Source organism: Paenibacillus sp. R-74696 (genome assembly GCF_055814915.1).
This window is the reverse complement of record NZ_JBPULM010000045.1, coordinates 53,710-68,722: the sequence shown is the minus strand read 5'-3', so window position 1 is coordinate 68,722 and position 15,013 is coordinate 53,710. Positions and strand designations below refer to the sequence as shown.

Sequence of the window (15,013 nt, the reverse complement as noted above, 5' to 3'; positions counted from 1 at the left end):
AAGCTGCTTGGCAGCAAAGGATCGGGGGAGATAGAGCTTGGGGAACAAAATCAAAATGATCGGCATTGGCGATGATGGAGCGGCAGGCTTGCCGTCGCTTTATGAAGGCTGGATTCAAGAGAGTGAAGTACTGGTTGGCGGCGAGCGCCATTTGGCGTTTTTTCCGCAATATGCAGGCGAGAAAATCGTCATTAAAGGCGGCTTGACTGACTTGGCCAAGCAGCTGCAGGCGGAGAGCAGACGGACGGTTGTGCTCGCTTCCGGCGATCCGTTGTTTTATGGCATTGGCGGTTATTTGGCGGGCAAGGTGGAGCTGGACATTTATCCGGCGCACAGCTCGGTGCAGCTTGCTTTTGCGCGAATGGGCGAAAGCTGGCATGATGCGCTGCTGACTAGCGTTCACGGCAAGAGCATCAAGGGACTGGCACAGCGTATCGACGGCAAAGCGAAGATTGCGCTGCTGACCGATGACAAAAACAATCCAAGCGTAATCGCTCGCTACTTGCTCGATTTCGGCATGACTGAATATAAAGCCTTTTTGGCTGAAAATTTAGGTGGAGCGGATGAGCGCACGGGGTGGTATGAGCTGAGTGAGCTTGCGGAGGCGGAATTTTCTCCACTGAATGTCTTGATTTTGAAGCGTGTAGGGACGAGCCCCTCGTGGCCGCTCGGCATTGCTGACAGCGAGTTTGCCCAGCGTAAGCCGGACAAAGGACTAATTACTAAACGTGAAATTCGCGTGCTCAGCCTTGCGGCTATGCAGCTCAGGGAGACGAGCACGGTTTGGGATATTGGCACCTGCACAGGCTCCATGGCGATTGAGGCAGCACGCATTGCCCGCCAAGGCGACGTATATGCCATAGAGAAGAACGAAGGCGATCTTGCCAATTGTGTGGAAAACGCCCGGAAATTCAGAACCGACCTGACGACGCGGCTGGGACGCGCACCTGTTGGCCTGGACACGTTTGCCGATCCCGATGCTGTATTTATCGGCGGCAGCGGCGGCGAGCTGCGCGAGCTGCTGCATATTTGCTGCACGCGGCTTAAGGAAGGCGGACGCATCGTCGTGAATGCGGCAACGATTGAGACGATGGGCAAAGCGATGAGTGCTTTTGAGGATGAAGGCTTTAAAACCGATATTACGCTGGCACAGCTGTCGCGCAGCAAACCGATATTGGATTTGACGCGTTTTGATGCGCTTAATCCGATTTTTCTAATTACGGCTTGGAAGCAGCCAGAGATACTCACCGAGGAGGAAAGCAGCAATGACTAAGCTCGGCAAATTATATGGAATCGGAATTGGACCGGGGGATCCGGAGCTGATTACCGTTAAAGCTTTTCGGCTTATGAAGGAATGTCCGGTTATCGCATACCCGCGCAAAAAGATGGGCGCCAAAAGCTACGCGCTGACGATTGCTGAACTGTATGTGAACGCAGCGGAGAAGGAAATGCTCGGACTGACCTTTCCGATGACGAAGGACCGCGAATCGCTGGAGCGCCAGTGGGAGAAGACGGTGCAGCAGGTATGGCAGCCGATTAGCGAAGGCCGCGATGTGGCGTTCGTGACGGAAGGCGACCCGATGATCTACAGCACGTATATCCACCTGATGCGGCTTATGCGCGAGCGTCACCCTGAAGTGGAAATGCAGGCAATCCCGGGCATTTCTTCGTTTAATGCGTCGGCTTCCCGCCTTGGCATTCCGCTTGCCGACGGCGACGAGCATGTGGCGATTGTTCCGGCAACGCCAAGCTATGAAGCGATGCGTACAGCGATTGAGCGCCATGACTGCGTCGTATTCATCAAAGTTGCTAAGGTGCTGGATTTGATGCTGACCGTATTGCGGGACCTGAAGCTGGTTAAGAATGCTTATGTTTTGACAAAGGTTACATCGTCCGAGGAGCAGGTATGGATGGATGTTGAAGAGCTGCAAGGGCGCGAGCTTGAATACTTGACATTAATGGTGGTGAGAAAATGATCATACATATTATTGGCGCGGGTCCAGGCGATCCGGATCTCATTACGGTAAAAGGGCTCAAGCTGCTGCAAGCGGCAGATGTCGTCATGTATACCGATTCGCTAGTTAACGAAGAGCTGATTGCGAAAGCGAAGCCCGAAGCCGAGGTGCTGAAAAGTGCAGGCATGGATTTGGACGAAATGGTTGGCATCATCGTAGACCGGGTAAAGCAGGGAAAAAGCGTAGCCCGCATCCATACTGGCGACCCAGCGATGTATGGGGCTATTTTGGAGCAGATGGTGCTGCTTAAACGTGAAGGCATCCATTGTGAAATCGTGCCGGGTGTTAGCTCGGTATTCGCTGCTGCTGCTGCGGTTGGCGCTGAGCTGACGATACCTGACCTGACGCAAACGGTCATTTTGACGCGGGCCGAAGGACGGACGCCTGTGCCTGAGCTTGAGAAGCTGAAAGATTTAGCGGCGCATCGCTGTACGATTGCGTTGTTTCTCAGTGCTACGCTGACGCGCAAAGTAGTGCAGGAATTTAAAGATGCCGGCTGGGAAGACGAGACGCCAATCGCTGTCGTTCGCCGCGCGAGTTGGCCGGATCAGCTAATTATTCGGACAACGCTTGCCGAGCTTGACAATGCAATGCGCGAGCATGGCATTCGTGCGCATGCGATGATTTTGGCAGGCTGGGCGCTTGATCCGGAGCTGCACAACAAGGATGCGCATCGTTCGAAGCTGTATGACAAAACCTTCACGCACCGCTTCCGCAGAGGAGTGAAGCCGGAATGAGCGCGATCATTCAGCTAGAGGAAGGCGTCATCCCGGTAATTCGCCAGAAGCACGAATATGCGGTAGTTGCCATTACGAAGCATGGCGTGCAGACAGGCAGACGGCTGCTGGAAAATATGGGTGCGGTCGATTTATATTACATGGGAAAATTCGAAGCAGGCGATGAACAGAGCCGTGGCATTCAGCTGTTTAATGGCTCGGTTCGCATGCTGTTTCCCGCCTTGTTTCCGAAATATAAAGGAATTATTTGTATTATATCGCTTGGCGCAGTTGTGCGAATGATTGCTCCATTGCTGCAGGACAAGAAGAAGGACCCCGGCATCGTCGTTATTGATGATAAGGGGGAGCATGTCATCAGCGTGCTGTCCGGCCATCTCGGCGGAGCGAATGAGTTGACGCGGGAGACGGCAGCAGCTATTGGCGCGCGTCCTGTGCTGACGACGGCATCGGATGTACAGCGTACGCTGCCAGTCGATTTGTTCGGGCGGCGCTTTGGCTGGGAGTGGGAGAGCGATGCAAAGCTGACGCCTGTCAGCGCCGCTGTTGTCAATGAGGAGCCTGTTGCTATTGTTCAGGAGTCGGGCGAGCGGAACTGGTGGATGCATGAAACACCAATGCCTCCTAATCTGGTTGTTTACGACTCTATTGACGCAGCAGAGGCGGCTGCTCCAAATGCGGCGCTTATAGTCACACACCGACTGCTGGAGGAAGATGAGCAGAAGCTGCTGGATAACGGCGTGCTCTATCGTCCGAAGGTGCTGGCGCTTGGCGTTGGCTGCAATCGGGGGACGTCTGCTGAGGAAATCGAAGCAGTTATCGCTTCCGCATTGGAAGGAATCCGGGCTTCGATCCGAAGCGTCAAGGCGATCTGTACCATTGATCTCAAAAAGGATGAAGAAGGACTGCTCGCGGTATGCGCCAAGTATGGCTGGCCGCTAGTGACTTATACGCCTGAGGAGCTGAACGAAGAGGAAATTAGCGAGCCTTCTGAAACGGTATTTAAATTTACTGGAGCTTACGGGGTAAGCGAGCCTGCGGCGAAGCGTTATACGAAAAACAATGAGCTGCTGCTGGGCAAGCAAAAATCCGGCAATGTCACGATTTCAATTGGACTTATTCCATTCACATAAGCCGTGCAGCACAGCTTTTTTTAAATATAGGAAAGTATATGATTGTTCGATCCTTTCTCTATATTTCTCGAATGAAACGCGCTGTGCCGCCATAGGACGGCGACAGCCGTTTCACCTTGCGGCAAGTCCTTAACGAAAGGAATTCACATGTTATGACGATAGCAACGCAGAAAAGAATCATTATTGCCGGAACGGGCAGCGGAGTTGGCAAAACGACGACAACGGTCGGACTGATGGCTGCTTTAGCGCGCAGAGGTTTTGCGGTACAAGGCTTTAAGAGCGGACCGGACTACATAGACCCAACCTATCATACGGCGGCGACAGGGCGGCAGTCACGCAATCTGGACAGCTGGATGTGTCCTCCTGCCACGGTGAAGGAAATTTATTCGCGTGCTTCAAGTACGGCGGATATTTCAATCATTGAAGGTGTAATGGGGCTATATGATGGCAAAAATCCGCTTTCCAACGAAGGCAGTACTGCTGAGCTTGCTGTGCTGCTGGACTGCCCCGTGCTGCTGGTCGTCAACTGCCAAAGCATGGCTCGCAGTGCAGCGGCTATTGTGAAGGGCTTTCAGGCGCTGGATGACAATGTGCGCATCGTTGGCGTTATTGTGAACAAGGTGGGCAGCGACAGCCATTATGAGATTGTGAAAGCGGCTATCGAACAGGAATGCGGCATTCCAGTCGTCGGTTATTTCAAGCGCAGCAGCGAGCTTCATATACCTGAACGTCACTTGGGTCTCGTGCCTTCAATTGAACGAGGCGAGCTGTCGCCTTTATTCGACCAACTGGTGGCGATGTGCGAAGCGACTGTTGATCTTGATCGCGTGCTTGCGCTGGCAGAAACGCCAGTAATTTCTGAAGTAGCAGCAGGTACTTCCTTATTCGTGAGGAGAAATCCCGAGGGCAGCGTGCGAATGGCGGTTGCCAAGGACGCGGCGTTTCATTTTTATTATCCGGATAATCTTGAGCTGCTGGAGGCGTGTGGAGCCGAGCTTGTATACTTCTCGCCGCTTGCAGGGGAAGCTGTGCCGAATGATGTATCAGGCTTGTATATTGGCGGCGGCTTTCCAGAAGAATTTGCCGAGCAGCTGGCGCAGCAGCAGCACGTTCACCAGTCGGTGCGGGACGCCATTGCTAACGGCATGCCGACGCTTGCTGAATGTGGCGGTTATATGTATCTAACGGAGCAGCTTACGAATACGAGCGGCAATAGCTATGCGATGGCTGGCGTGCTGCCGGGAAGCGTGGTCATGCAAGGCAAGCTTGCAGCGTTAGGCTATAGGGAGGCAAAGGGGCTGGGCGCTAATTTTCTGCTGCCTGAGGGCGATCAGGCTCGCGGACATGAATTTCATTATTCTGTCTATGTGCCAAGCACCGATAGTGAAACGCCGGAGCCTGCCTATGAGACAAAGGGCAGACGCGGCGTGAAGCAGGAAGGGGCGCAGCTCGCGCAGCTGGTTGCAGGCTATACGCACTTTCATTTTGCCTCAAATCCGGAGATGGCTGAGCGCTGGATTGCTGCATGCTGGGCCTATTCTGTTCGTAAAGCATAATTTGCGCTGAAGCGCTTACGCTTATTGAAAATATAGGAAAGGATATGATTGTTCCATCCTTTCTCTATATTTCTACGAGAAACGGAAGCTTTGCCGCCAGAGGACGGCGACAGCCGTTTACGCTTGGCCATTTTAAACATTTCGTAACTTTTATATGTATGGTTTCCGCTATCATAGTAATGATGAGTGACCTAAACATATAACCGGGGGATGTCCAATTACTATGACGGATTTTCAATATAAAATAAATCGTTTAAGACAATGCGAGTCTATATGCTATACGATATGCCTAAAGCTATTGCAAAACGAGCAGCAGGCGGCGAAAGCGGCGGAATGGCTGCTCAAACGCTTGTTTACAGACGAGCAGTTTTGGAAAACTTCCGACGCTGCACGGGACCGGTATATTTTTCGTATCGCAAGCAGTGCTTATTTAAATCAGACACAGATGCGCTCCTTTATGAAAACATCATAAGGGGCGTGTTTGTTGTTAAGGGAAGGAAGCAGGGCGACTATGATTAATACGAGCAATACACGCAGCGTTACTATCGCACTGTTCGTAGCAACCTTTCTGGCAGCGATCGAAGGGACGATCGTCAGTACGGCTATGCCGAGCATAACGCGAGAGCTGCAAGGAACCCAGCAGTATAGCTGGGTTATTTCCATTTATTTGCTTGCTACGGTCGTCACAACACCGATTTATGGCAAGCTGTCAGATTTATTTGGCCGCAAAAATATGTTTATGATTGGGGCTGCGATTTTTTTGTGCGGCTCGATGCTCTCTGGCCTTGCGCAAACGATGACGCAGCTTATTATTTTTCGCGCGATACAAGGGCTGGGGGCTGGTGCGCTCACAACGATTCCTTATACGATAATTGGTGATTTATACGCTTATGAGCAGCGGGCGAAGGTACAGGGCTGGATGTCGAGCATTTGGGGAATAGCTGGTATATCGGGTCCTTTGCTTGGCGGGCTGCTAGTCGATTATGTCTCTTGGCGGGCGATATTTTATATGAATTTGCCCTTTGGCATTGTCGCGATGTTTCTGCTTGGCTCTACTTTGAAGGAAGCTTACGAGAAGCGGAAGCGATCGATTGATTATGGCGGAATAGGCACGTTTGCGGTAGGCATGTTCTGTTTTCTCTATGCCTTGACCCTGCTGCGTTCAGAGACGGGCGAGCAGGGAGCCAGCTATACGGAAATCGGACTGCTTTTTGCAGTTGCTGCGGTGCTGCTGGCGCTGTTCTTCTATATTGAGAAGCGTGTGCAGGAGCCGCTGATTCCGCTCATTTTGTTCAAAAATCGCACCATCAGCATGGTGAATTTGCTCAGCTTTTTGCTATGCGTCGTCAACGTCGTTATTATTTTTTATTTGCCGCTCTGGGTGCAGGGCGTTTATGGAAAAAGCGCCACCTATTCCGGTTTGGCGATGATTCCGCTTTCGGTTAGCTGGCCGCTCGGTTCGATTTTGGCAGGCACATGGATTTCGCGAATTGGGCTTAGAAATATAACGTTACTCAGTGCGCTTTCCCTCGTATTAGGAAGCCTGGGCTTCATGTTCCTGAATGCTACGACGCCGATTGCCTTGTTTATGCTCTATATGTTTTTAACGGGCTTAAGCTTTGGGCTTGCGCTAACCAGCTGTACCGTATCCGTGTCATCCGCTGTCGAACGGCAAATGCGCGGTGCCTCGGTTGCCACGAATAACTTTATACGGACGCTCGGCCAGACGATCGGAATTGCTTTATTCGGCCTTCTGCTGCACACTGGCAGCACGAATATCATCGACCCGCTATTGCTGGAGGAAAGCTTGCACCGGATCTTTACGATAGTGGTCGTATTGTCGCTCGTTGTCGGGGTAGTATCGCTAGCTTTACCACGTATATCCTCGGCAGAGCGGCAGGAAACGAAGCACGCTTCTTAAAATATTTGTCATAAATAATTGGTAGAGTGCAACTTTTCAGATTATATTGCGTCCAAACTTTTGGCGGATATGTAGAGAAATCGCAATTTTATTTTGGAAAAGGAGATTCACATGCTTAAAAAAGTCAGCTTATTTGCACTCGTATTCCTTTTTGTCTTTACTTTGGCTGTGCCGATTCAGGCGGAAGCAGCACAAAATGTCCTAGGTCAAGAGCAGCTCGTTCTGCTTCAAAAGTCGAATAAAATGTATCATAATGGCACGCTGTATACAGCTACACAGCCTGTAACTGAACTGAAAGGCACGACCTACGTTTCGGCGCGCTCAATCGCAGAGCGGCTCGGCGGCAAAGTCGTATTTGACAAGGTAGCTAAGGAGTATGTGCTGACGACGGAAAAAAACGTACTTCGTTATGCCATTGGCAGCTCCACCTACAATGTGAACGGAACGGTACAGAAGTTTACTGGAGCACCTTACAACTTGAAGGGTACGCTGATGATTCCGCTTCGTACGCTGCTGCAGCCGCAGGGCATCACGATGAAAGTGAACAAGGCGGAGAAAAAAATTACGCTGACGTGGACAGTAAAGATCGCGCCGGTCGCAACTTTTACAGTAAGCCCTAAAGTCATTTATGCGAATGAAACGCAGGTGACTTATACGAACCAGACGACCAGCAGCACCCCTATTGTGGACGAGCGCTGGGAAGGCAATTTGCCAATGTTTGACCAGCCAGGCACGTATACGGTAAACCATTGGGTTCAGGATTCGGATGGCGTCTGGAGCGAACCCTATACGGTGACGCTTGAAGTGCTTCAACCGAATTTACCGCCAGTAGCGAAGTTTGTTACCAACAAAACGAGCTACATGATGGGCGAGCCGATTGAATATACTGACCTTAGCAGCGATGAAGAAAACGCGATTACGAGCACGAGCTGGACGAATAAACAGCTAGGCTTTTTCGAGCCAGGTCCACAGACGATTTCCTTGAAGGTAACGGACAAGCATGGAGCAAGCAATGAATATTCGCTTTCGATTATGATTGAAGATCAAGAGCTTTACTCCAAGCAGGACTTTGGCATGTTGTTCACGCCTCCGGGTGAGCGCTTCTCGATTAATGGAGCTTCGGTTCTGAATTATGATGTGATTCCTTATTCATTGACAGAGTATGGACAGCAGACGCTGCTTCGCAGCAACAGTCCAGAGCGAATTGTAAATGAAGGCGTGTATTATACAGACTCGGCATCGGGCAACGTTCGCTTGATGTCGCATAACGTAAACAACCGCCTGAACAATGTGCGGATGTACATCGTCGCTACGAACGAGACTAATCAGGAAGCGACGGTTCAGACACAGCGCGTCGGTATTGGCGGTCCTGCGCTGTACGTTTCGGCAACGGGGAAATCTTCTATTAGCAAATATTTGACCTCGCGCATGAATCCGGTCATGAATGATATTACAACGATTCCAGCGGGCGAGAGCCGTCTTATTTTGAAGCAGCTCAGCGATTTGAAAATTTCGCCGGACCGCGTATTGACAATGATGGCGGATGTTTCGACTTCCGGTCCAATTAAATTCAGCTACGTCATTATTGATGACGGCAAGGATGTTCTATCCGAATTGCCGCTGCTGCCGTATCTGGAGCCGGATGGCATTCACATTCGCGGTACCTTCGAGAAGGCAGATCGTACGATCAACCTGACCCAGCCAGTAGGCTCAGAGCCAGGCCGTATGATATTTGGCGATAAAGTAGTCGATACACGCCTTACAACGATCGACAAGCTTACTGGTGCGACGATTTATAATGAAGGAAACTATGGCGTTGTCTACGTCGTGAAGCTGTTCAATGTTCAGCCTAATACGCTTATTGCCTTGAACCCGCGTGGCGGACATTATGGCGGTGCCTTCCTCGTCAACAACAATGTGGTTCTGACGACAAATAACTCCTTCCTAGCGAACAATGGTGAAGCGGGTGTTCTGTACCGGACGGGAAGCTCATCAGAAGCGGTAACGATTGTATTCTCGCCGGCATCCGGCAGCAACTTGCCAATCAATTTGCTGTTTATGCCAATGCCAGAGAAGAAAAGCTAGCGAATACAGCAAGCAAATTCAAGCAAAAGCATCATTGTGTTCACAAATGTGAACACAATGATGCTTTTTTTATTGCGATAGGGAATTTCCGAACATTAGGCAGTGAGCCATCAGAGGATAAAAAGTTTTTGTTATGGAATGTGAATTATTTATGATAGCTCGTCATACTGCTTAAATCGGGAGAAACGACAAGGCTCTAGTTCGCATCTTGATTCTCGATTGATTATTTCAGTTGCAGCTAGACGCGCAATTAGCGGAGCCAGAGTAATGGCAGAATGCATCACCGTCACATAAAGTCCCTTCATCTGATTATGAAAGCCTACAATTGGATAGCCGTCCTCTGGCATTGGTCTCAACCCAACTTTGATGCTTTCCAGCTCCAATTGCTCCCCACCCTTCAGGCTGCGACGCAGCGTCTCAAAGGCACGTTTGCCCACGGCCTCTGGTCCATTTTCCTCCGAATCATCGATATAATCTTCCGCAGCTAGCAATGAATGATCGGTTAGCTGACGCGCTTCATACTGCGCATTCGAGATTAATGTATGTATTAGTCTACTCGAGGTCTTCATTCGAATCAGAATGGAAGGTGACGGCGTTACTGGTACAGGGCAGCCTAATGAATTGCAAAGTTCGGATACGCCTGTACCCGCGGCTAATACCACAACATCCGACTCCATAAATCCGTTTGAGGTATGTACGCCTATTAAGCGTGAATTTTCTTGCTGCAGTTGTGTAACGTTGGTATCAAACTGTACCTTTGCTCCGTATTCCTGTGCTTTTCTTAACAATAGTTCCGTTAATTCGATCGGATCTACTGCTCCTTCTTCATTGGCAAACATCGCATCGTTCGGATACTCCTTCAGATTCGGTTCCAATGCCTCAATCTGCTCTCGGTTTAAATTTTGTAGGTAGATTTGTTCATTTAGGTTCGAATCGCCCCACGTTAATGCTCCGTGCCATTGAATTTGTAATTCGGGTAGCTCTTGCTGCAGTGCAAGGTATTCTTCTGAAGCACTGTCATACAAATGTCTGTACTGGGGAGCCACCCTATGTGTTGTATGTATCCAGGCAAATGATTTTTCTGTAACTTCACGGGCTGCGGTAGGGTGTCGTTCAATAATGGTTACATCCTGATTTCGTTTTGCTAGATGATAGGCCATACAGGCTCCGACAATTCCTGCTCCTATAATGACTACTTTTTGTTTTTCCAGCAGTGACGCCCCTTTTTCATCCTATTTTAACATATGCATTGTATTTCAGTTAATAGAGTAGACATAAAGAATCGAGAGAATAATGAGGCGAAAAAGTACGTATGTTCGTACTCATCTTTATCATCGGCTTTCAAAGTTCATACCGTAGTTTAAGGATTCAGGGTGGGAACGGATTATACTTGAAAAGGCGAACGATAGTGAGTGTTTTTCGATAGATTGTAAGGAGAAAATCAAACGAGCGAGTCCAGTTCATGTCACCTTTTTCTTTGAAAGCGGTATATTTATTGTGTTTTAGGCATTTACCCACGACAACATGTTAAGTTTAATTACATATACTATTGATAAATCGGGTTCATTGCTTTATTATGTTATAAAACATAACGCAAACTTGAAAGAGGGCAATTCTATGACGACTATACTTATTCGCAACGCAACGATAATGACGATGAATGAACGTGGCGATATTTTAACGGGAGATTTGCTCATTCGCGGCAAGCGTATTGCTCAAATTGGCGGTGAGATATCGGCTGATGGGGTGGATCGAATCATTGAGGCTGATGGCAAAGTTATACTTCCCGGCTTCGTACAGACACATATACATCTATGCCAGACGTTATTTCGCGGTCGGGCAGATGATCTGGCTTTAATCGAATGGCTGCGCGAGCGGATTTGGCCGCTAGAGGCGGCTCACAGCCCAGATTCGGTTTATTATTCCGCTATGCTGGGCATCGGCGAGCTGATCCGCAGCGGGACAACAACGATTTTGGATATGGAGACGGTGCATCATACCGAGTCGGCATTCCAGGCGATATTAGAGAGCGGCATTCGCGCCATTTCCGGCAAGGTGATGATGGACCATGGCACGGAAGTGCCGCTGGCGCTTCAGGAAAATACGCAGCAATCGTTGCAGCAAAGCGTGGATTTGCTCGAAAAATGGAATGGCGCTGGCGAAGGCCGGATCCAATATGCTTTTTGTCCAAGGTTCGTTGTGTCTTGTACAGAGGAATTGCTCATTGGAGTACGCGATTTATCCGAGCAATATAAGGTTAAGGTGCATACCCATGCTTCCGAAAATACCGGAGAAATCGCAATTGTGGAAGCGGAACGCGGCAAGCGCAACGTCGTTTATTTGGATCATATCGGGCTGGCAAAGCCGAATTTGATTTTGGCCCACAGCATTTGGCTCGATGAGGAAGAGAAGCGGATTATTAAGGAAAGAGGCGTGAAGGTCACCCATTGCCCCGGCTCTAATATGAAGCTGGCATCCGGCATTGCGGAAATTCCCGAGCTGCTGCGCGAAGGCATCGATATTGGTATTGGAGCGGATGGCGCGGCATGCAACAACAATTTGGATATGTATCAGGAAATGCGGCTGACCGCCTTTATCCAGAAGGTGAAGCATGGCCCCACGGTCATGGATGCGCGCACCGTGCTGCGGATGGCGACGATGGGCGGCGCGAAGGTGCTCGGCATGGAAGACGACATTGGCAGCTTAGAGGAAGGCAAGCTAGCGGATTTGCAAATGCTTGATTTGGAGGATTTTCATGTGTATCCGTCCTATGATGCAGATTGGTTCTCGCGGGTGGTCTATGCGGCAACTCGTGGCGACGTGGATACCGTAATTATTGACGGACAAATCGTCATGGAGAAACGCATTATGAAGACGATTGACAAGCCGCTTGTGCTGCGGGAGGCTGATCGTTCCCTTCGCGGACTGCTGGCAAGACTGTAGCATATAGGCTGCAGGCCAGAAATTCATTTCATTAATAACCTCATATATATAAAAGGCGGTGGCTGCTTGTGGATATGCACGAAGTGCTGGATTCAATTGCGACACTTGAACAGCCGGCCGCGCTAGCAACGATTATACGGGTAGAGGGCCATGCTTACCGTAAGGAAGGGGCAGCGATGCTGCTAAGACTGGATGGAACGAGGACGGGAAGTATTAGTCCCGGCTGTCTGGAGGCCGATTTGCAGGAGCGGGTTAGCCGCGTGTGCTCTGCCGAAGCTTTTGAAATTATTATCTATAATATGCAGCCGGAAGAGGACATAATGTGGGGCGATACCATCGGCTGTGGCGGCATTATCCATGTGCTGCTGGAGCCTGTAACGACGGTACTCAGGGAGCAGCTGCTGACGGCAAAAAATAGGCTGCGGGCGGGAGCGACGATTTTTTTGAATCGAAGCTGGTCGAGCGTAGGGGATAGCATCTGCTATAAATTGGAGCCAGCAGCAGTGGTCAGCCTTTCTCGAAATAGATGGAAAGCTGGTCCTGATGAGCACGGAGAGGCTGGGACATTTTCGGTGAAGCTGGAGCCGCGTTCACGAGCGATTGTATTTGGCGCTGGACCAGATGCAGAGGCGCTTTGCACGATGCTTCCGGGCTGCGGATTTGATGTTGTTGTGGCGGGTTGGCATACACAGATTAGCTCTGAAAATCAGGTTAACCCCTGTGGTAGCGTGGTGAGGGTTACTGGTAAGCCTGATGAGCTTGCCTCGAAGCTGCAATTTAATAGAACGGATTATTTCGTCGTATGCAGCCATCAGCTCCACTATGATCATCAACTGATTCAGCTGGCACTGGCAGCACAATCTATTTATATCGGCGTCATGGGCTCTCGTAAACGAATGCAGCAATTATTTGGTGAAGGAAAGCTTCCTGAAAATGTTTATGCTCCGATTGGACTTTCGATAGATGCAGAGGGACCATACGAAATTGCGTTAAGCATCGCTTCCGAGCTAGTGCAAGTAAGGGCTGCGAATCGTGCGAAAGATAAGGAGGCGACTGGCGATGCAGGTGTCAGGCATTTACTTGGCGGCGGGCCTCAGCAGCAGGATGAAGCAGCCGAAGCTGCGGCTTCCTTTATCGCCGGGAGCTATGCTTGGCAGTCAGGCGCTTCATGCTCTATTAAATAGTGTCATCAAAAGCTGGATTGTCGTTCATCGCACCAACGATGAACTGGAGTGGCTGGACACTCCTGAACTGGAGCGGGCTTGCACCGCAGCACAACTGCACAAGCGAGAAAGCCCTTTGGCGGCGCGTGGAATGTCCTACTCGCTGCACAGCGGGTTTGAGGCGCTGCTTGCTCTACATCCACATACGGATGCCGTTCTTATTGCGTTAGCTGACCAGCCTTTTGTGACGGCAAGGATGGCAGAGCGTTTGATTGAGGCGCTGGAGCAGGATTCTGCGCTTGATTACGCGGCCTTCAGCTACGGAGCGGCGACGATGCCTCCGGCGCTGCTGCGAACAACGATGTTTTCCGCTTTGGAGGAGCTGGAGGGTGATCAAGGAGCAAGACGGCTCTTTGCTACAGGCAAGTATAAAGGGAAAATACTGGATTTAAACGGTGAGCCTGACTTTGCGCTTCATGATATTGACGACGAGGAGAGTCTGCTGGCTGCTATTGATTTTTGGAACAGGAGGGAGAGCGATGGCCATAAATAAACAAACGAAGCCGGAGTCTCCCATCGTATGGCAGGCAAGTGATGCTGCGGAAGCTTGCACGCTCAAGCAGCAGCTTGGCGAGGATGGCGTTTTTGTTGCAGGAGGGACGCTGCTTCGTACGTGGTGGGAAGCGGGAACTGCCCGTATGCCTGGCCATTTAATCGATATAAGCGGAATGGCCAACATGCAGAAGCCGATTGTGCTTGTTTCAAGCAGCCATGATCGGCAAATTTGTCAGATCGGAGCGGCAGCGCTGCTGTCAGAGGTCAGAAATGCTTCATATATAAGGACTCATTATTCGCTGCTCACAACCGCGATGAAAAATATCGCTGCCCCATCAATACGGAACCTGGCTACGCTAGGGGGCAATGTTCTCTCCCAGGTGGGCGACGCACTTCCAGCGCTGCTTGTATATGAGGCGGTGCTCCTCTGGCATGATGGGCAAGGAGAATTTCAGCAGTCGCTTGCAGAATGGTTATTGGAAGCCCAGGTAAGTGCCGCATGGAAAAATCGTCTGCTGCTCGCCATTATATTGCCGCCAGTTGAACTACCAGAACAGGAGGGGGACAGAAGGTTGGACGTCTATCACAAGGTTGGCCGCCGCGAAGTGTTCACTCCGTCGATAGCGACTGTCGCTATAAGCGCCATTGTAAGCTCCGAGCAGCATATCGTGGATGTACGCCTCGCAGCTGGCGGCGGGCAGACGGCGCCAAAGCGGCTTGAGCATACAGAACTGCTGCTTAAGGACGGCAAGCTTGACCGTTCGCTGCTCCATTCTTGTTATACGTCGGTCATGGAGCATTTTCATCCGGTAGGCGATGTGTTCGCTTCGGAAAGCTATCGTAAGAAGACAGCTGCCAATCTAATTGTGTCGGAGCTGTGGAAAGCGATGCAGCCCAAAGCATAATAT

Annotated in this window: 13 protein-coding genes; 12 read left to right on the top strand and 1 reads right to left on the bottom strand. The window is 50.4% G+C overall.

The features are described 5' to 3' along the window. Positions 1-55 precede the first annotated feature (55 nt). From cbiE to ACSR9A_RS20460, 8 genes are all read left to right on the top strand, one after another. On the top strand, positions 56-1,273 hold the full coding sequence (gene cbiE, locus ACSR9A_RS20495; protein ID WP_473760188.1) for a precorrin-6y C5,15-methyltransferase (decarboxylating) subunit CbiE: 1,218 nt from the start codon (positions 56-58) through the stop codon (positions 1,271-1,273). Next, a complete protein-coding gene (gene cobI / locus ACSR9A_RS20490; protein ID WP_046233157.1) occupies positions 1,266-1,976 on the top strand; it encodes a precorrin-2 C(20)-methyltransferase in 711 nt (236 codons plus the stop codon). The genes cbiE and cobI overlap by 8 nt, the downstream gene beginning before the upstream one ends. Then, complete coding sequence (gene cobM / locus ACSR9A_RS20485; protein ID WP_473759240.1) at positions 1,973-2,752, top strand: precorrin-4 C(11)-methyltransferase; 780 nt, start codon at positions 1,973-1,975, stop codon at positions 2,750-2,752. The genes cobI and cobM overlap by 4 nt, the downstream gene beginning before the upstream one ends. After that, positions 2,749-3,882, top strand: a complete 1,134-nt coding sequence (locus ACSR9A_RS20480; RefSeq protein ID WP_473759238.1) for a cobalt-precorrin 5A hydrolase — start codon at positions 2,749-2,751, stop codon at positions 3,880-3,882. The genes cobM and ACSR9A_RS20480 overlap by 4 nt, the downstream gene beginning before the upstream one ends. A gap of 152 nt (positions 3,883-4,034) precedes the next feature. Further along, on the top strand, positions 4,035-5,438 hold the full coding sequence (locus ACSR9A_RS20475) for a cobyrinic acid a,c-diamide synthase CobB (RefSeq protein ID WP_473759236.1): 1,404 nt from the start codon (positions 4,035-4,037) through the stop codon (positions 5,436-5,438). 223 nt (positions 5,439-5,661) lie between these two features. Then, positions 5,662-5,910 (top strand): hypothetical protein, encoded by a 249-nt coding sequence (locus ACSR9A_RS20470; protein WP_341282593.1) that lies wholly within the window; start codon positions 5,662-5,664, stop codon positions 5,908-5,910. Positions 5,911-5,949: 39 nt separating this feature from the next. After that, positions 5,950-7,359, top strand: coding sequence for an MDR family MFS transporter (locus ACSR9A_RS20465; protein ID WP_473759234.1), 1,410 nt, complete (start codon positions 5,950-5,952; stop codon positions 7,357-7,359). Between the two features lie 111 nt (positions 7,360-7,470). Continuing rightward, positions 7,471-9,444: a copper amine oxidase N-terminal domain-containing protein gene (locus tag ACSR9A_RS20460; RefSeq protein ID WP_473759233.1), complete on the top strand. Its 1,974-nt coding sequence runs from the start codon at positions 7,471-7,473 to the stop codon at positions 9,442-9,444. Between the two features lie 149 nt (positions 9,445-9,593). On the opposite strand, the gene ACSR9A_RS20455 is transcribed toward ACSR9A_RS20460, so the two are convergent. Next, a complete protein-coding gene (locus ACSR9A_RS20455; RefSeq protein WP_473760185.1) occupies positions 9,594-10,655 on the bottom strand; it encodes an NAD(P)/FAD-dependent oxidoreductase in 1,062 nt (353 codons plus the stop codon). Positions 10,656-11,061: 406 nt separating this feature from the next. Here ACSR9A_RS20455 and ACSR9A_RS20450 point away from each other — a divergent pair, with 406 nt between their 5' ends. The 4 genes from ACSR9A_RS20450 (at position 11,062) to ACSR9A_RS20435 (ending at position 15,010) form a co-directional block, all read left to right on the top strand. Beyond that, complete coding sequence (locus ACSR9A_RS20450) at positions 11,062-12,387, top strand: 5'-deoxyadenosine deaminase (protein ID WP_473759232.1); 1,326 nt, start codon at positions 11,062-11,064, stop codon at positions 12,385-12,387. Between the two features lie 74 nt (positions 12,388-12,461). After that, entirely contained in the window at positions 12,462-13,571 is a 1,110-nt protein-coding gene (locus ACSR9A_RS20445) for an XdhC family protein (protein ID WP_473760183.1), read from the top strand. Then, positions 13,492-14,103 (top strand): nucleotidyltransferase family protein, encoded by a 612-nt coding sequence (locus ACSR9A_RS20440; RefSeq protein ID WP_473759231.1) that lies wholly within the window; start codon positions 13,492-13,494, stop codon positions 14,101-14,103. Before ACSR9A_RS20445 ends, ACSR9A_RS20440 begins: the two co-directional genes overlap by 80 nt. Further along, on the top strand, positions 14,090-15,010 hold the full coding sequence (locus tag ACSR9A_RS20435) for an FAD binding domain-containing protein (protein WP_473759230.1): 921 nt from the start codon (positions 14,090-14,092) through the stop codon (positions 15,008-15,010). The genes ACSR9A_RS20440 and ACSR9A_RS20435 overlap by 14 nt, the downstream gene beginning before the upstream one ends. Positions 15,011-15,013 lie beyond the last annotated feature (3 nt).